This window comes from Psychrobacter sp. PSi21, from assembly GCF_054960615.1.
In genome coordinates this window covers 1-3478 of sequence record NZ_JBHNYR010000035.1, presented here as the reverse complement: position 1 = coordinate 3478, position 3478 = coordinate 1, and the positions used below count along the sequence as shown (strand labels likewise).

At 34.3% G+C, this 3478-nt stretch carries 4 protein-coding genes; all 4 read left to right on the top strand.

Annotated elements, in window-relative coordinates:
• On the top strand, positions 1–654 hold a 654-nt coding region (locus tag ACFI32_RS14705; RefSeq protein WP_462627376.1), incomplete at its 5' end, for a DUF2345 domain-containing protein.
• Positions 644–1681, top strand: coding sequence for a hypothetical protein (locus ACFI32_RS14700; protein WP_462627375.1), 1038 nt, complete (start codon positions 644–646; stop codon positions 1679–1681). The genes ACFI32_RS14705 and ACFI32_RS14700, both read left to right, overlap by 11 nt.
• Before the next feature lie 752 nt (positions 1682–2433).
• Positions 2434–2982, top strand: coding sequence for a hypothetical protein (locus ACFI32_RS14695; protein ID WP_462627374.1), 549 nt, complete (start codon positions 2434–2436; stop codon positions 2980–2982).
• 54 nt (positions 2983–3036) lie between these two features.
• Positions 3037–3369, top strand: coding sequence for a hypothetical protein (locus tag ACFI32_RS14690; protein ID WP_462627373.1), 333 nt, complete (start codon positions 3037–3039; stop codon positions 3367–3369).
• The last annotated feature ends 109 nt before the right edge of the window (positions 3370–3478 follow it).

Genomic DNA, 3478 nt, shown 5'->3' with positions numbered 1-3478 from the left:
CTCAGCTATGTCAGTGAAGACACCTTGATCCAGCGCAGCATGGGTGAGATGCTGACCACCACTCAAGCAGATATGAGAGTGACCAGTGGCGATGGTCACAGCCAAGTGAGCAGTGCATCGATGACCCTAGTCGCTGATGGCAGCGTGAGCATGACCAACGCCAAGGATAATATCCTCCTCTCCGCACACACAGGCAAGCTTGAAGCAATGGCTAAGCAAGATATCAATATCGCCTCTTCGACCCAAGCCGTCGAGGTGGTTGCCAATAATAAAATAACCCTCTCCGCAGGCGGTGCCAGTATCGTACTAGAGGGCGGTAATATCACCATCAGTGCCAATCAGTTTACGGAAAAGGCAGGTAAGCATAGTAAGGCGGGGGGCGGAAATGATGGGCTTGGGTTGGTGGGGTTGCCTGATATCACTCCTGATAAGAAAACATTGATGGATGGTGTTTATAATCTAGCATATCAGTTTTTGGATGAGCAACGTGAAGGTATAAAAGGTAACGAATATATTATCATAGATGAAAACGCAAAATTAATTAAATCTGGAATAACTACTGAAATCGGTGAAACACAAACAGTTTATACAGAAAGTAGTGAGAAATTAGTAGCATTTTTAAAGGTTAAAGATGGATGGAATTATGACAGCTAAGTATTGTTACGCAAGATTTAGATTGTTAAAAAATACTATTAATGTTTTAGAGTATCAAATTACTTTCACTATTAACGATAGGAAATTGAAAACTAAAAAACTAAAATTAGAAAATGATAAATCAGAAGATCATTCAGCTATTTTGTTGAGTAATGAATCAGTCAAAGACTGCAATGCCTTTGTTGATATGTATATTGATAACAATATCAAAGTTAATTCATCACCATTAATATTAAAAGTTTCTGATACTAGCCTAAAACAAGGACTATCGGATATAGGTTTTTCTAGAGTAACTTCTATAAATTATTTGTATACAAATTTTTCATTTGATGTTACGAGTAGTAACACCAAGCAAAATCCGAATACAAAAAAGACCCAAGAGATAAAATCGTTAAATAATGCACCAGATATACCTTACGGATTACGCTGGGTAGCTTATTTAAGGAATGAAATAGTCAAATCTGCAAAAAAAAACAATGTAGACGTTATGGCAATTGCATCAATTGTATTTCAAGAGAAATATCACGGAATTTTGGCAAGTAGTAAGAATAAGGTTTCATATTTAATTGAAAGCTTGAGTCGTAGCTCAAGTTATGGGTATGGAGAAATGCAGCTAGGTATGGCTGCAGATTTACTCGGTTTATCCCAAGAGAAAAATCCAAATTATTTGACTGAAACATTCAATATTATAACTACAGACGCTGAGATAGCTATGGATTTAGTAGGGAAAAACATCAATAATGAGCAAAATAGACGAAATAAGAAATTGAGTGTATTTGAAGCCACAGTATTCCATAATGCGGGGTTAAAAGGTCTAGATAGTTACATTGCAAATAAAATACCAAAAGAAAGAATAGTAAAAAGTATTTACGGAAGGTCTTGGCAATGGCAAAATGCTATTAAGTTAGCATTAACTGGAGTACTAATAGGCCAGCCAGATAGCTGTGAGTTAAATAATTGTAATGCTTACATTGAAAAAGATGTATCTGTTTGGAGGTTTGATCCTTCAATGAAAACACAATTTTAGGAATAAATAAATGATAATATTATCAGTAATTACTTTTCTTAGTTTCATACTCTTAATTATTAGTTTATTTATCAATAATTCTGGTGGTATATATACCAATTCTTATATTGCAAATAATGATTTGTATAAAATTTCTGAGTTACAGGGGGCAGGTGGAAGTGATCATATATTTTTAATACTAGGCAGCTTTTTTTTATTCACACTAATGATAACAACATTATTTTTAAGACCTATTAAAGATGAAATAAAATCATATTTATTTTTAATATATTTAATTATAGCTTTATATATATTCAACTTAATGGAAACCTCCAATTTTATAGAAATTACTTATTCAACAATATTTCTTGGAAAAAATTACATATATTTAATATGGTTACTACTTTACATTTCAATGTTCTTAGCCACATTTTACAAAGTAACTATCTTTATAAGACTAAGTTCTGAAATAAAAACGTAACTATGTTTAGATATAAACTTTTTAAGACAGTATCACTAGTAGTTTCATTATCATTGTCTACCATTGCTTATAGTAAAGGCGATCGAACGAAAAACACCATGTTCCCTCATACCATCATTTCAGTAGAAGAAAGCCCTGAGACATTTAAAAAAATAATGAAAACATCAAAAAGTATTGGAACTTCAATGATAATCCGCTAAATATTAGCAGCTTAGGCGTTACTTTTTACGACTTGAGCTTTCCTAGCGATAACTACGCCACTGTAACTTTTTCATATCCTAATGTCCCACCGTTGGCCATTAAAAATGTTATTGGTACATCAGGTTATTTTGACCATGATGATCCAAAAAGAGGCATACAGTCTTCTACAATTCGCTTCTTTATTACAGACTCAAAAGGCAGTTATGGCATTACCCAAAAAGAAGCTTATATCGGTATGCAAAAGTTGTTCAATCAGTTAGAAGAAAAAGGGTGGCAAGATGACCATCGGATTGATGATCCTCGTATATCTATTCAAGATAGCTATATTTATGGTACCAATGAGAATATCTTAGATAATTTTATAAACTACAACTATCCTTTAGATTTTGAACAGTTTAAAAAACTGGATAGTTTACAGTCTTGGAGCTTACGCCATGGTACGGATGTTTTTTTAAATATATATATGAGTTATAACTTTGAAGAAGAAATTGGTAGTTATGTCTATATGATTAGCCTAAATTTCATGTCTGAAGAAAATTATCTTGATAGCTACGTGAGTTACGACAATATAGGTGATACTTGGGAAGCACTATTTAAAGAAATTTATCCAAACCTACCTAGATCTAGGTTATATGCTTAAATCCAAGCTATAGAAGCAGGTCTAGACATCAATCAGGATCAACCTGATTATACCTTGCCATTTGTTCTTAAAAAGACAGGGATCGACACCAGTAAATTTGTATCCATAGATCCCTACAAAATCACTTATGAAGAATTTATCGAACGTCAAGAAGCTGGCGAAGACATGACCCCTTATTATGAAAATCAGCCAAAGGCTAAGCCTGAGATTACTAGCCAAGTCAGGGGGCGTTGCCCAGCTGGGCAATCCTACCCCAAAGCAGGCTACTGGTTCACTTTAGCCAAAGCTGACAGTCGTCGTTATTTTAAACAAGGTGACATCATGCCTGATTATCCCAACAATAACTGGGGACAAGTCATTTGGCAGTTTGATGGTGAACATGCATAAAGAGCGATAATGGACTTCCCATATGATTTAAGGCCAGTCTTTGAGATGCTAATGGACGCTACTGTTAGACGGCAATAAAGTGACTTAAGGTTAAAACAATAACTCCCTA

Coding starts and splice junctions, on each gene's coding strand:
- ACFI32_RS14700 (WP_462627375.1), top strand. CDS start 644: ATGACAGCTAAGTATTGTTACGCAAGATTTAGATTGTTAAAAAATACT.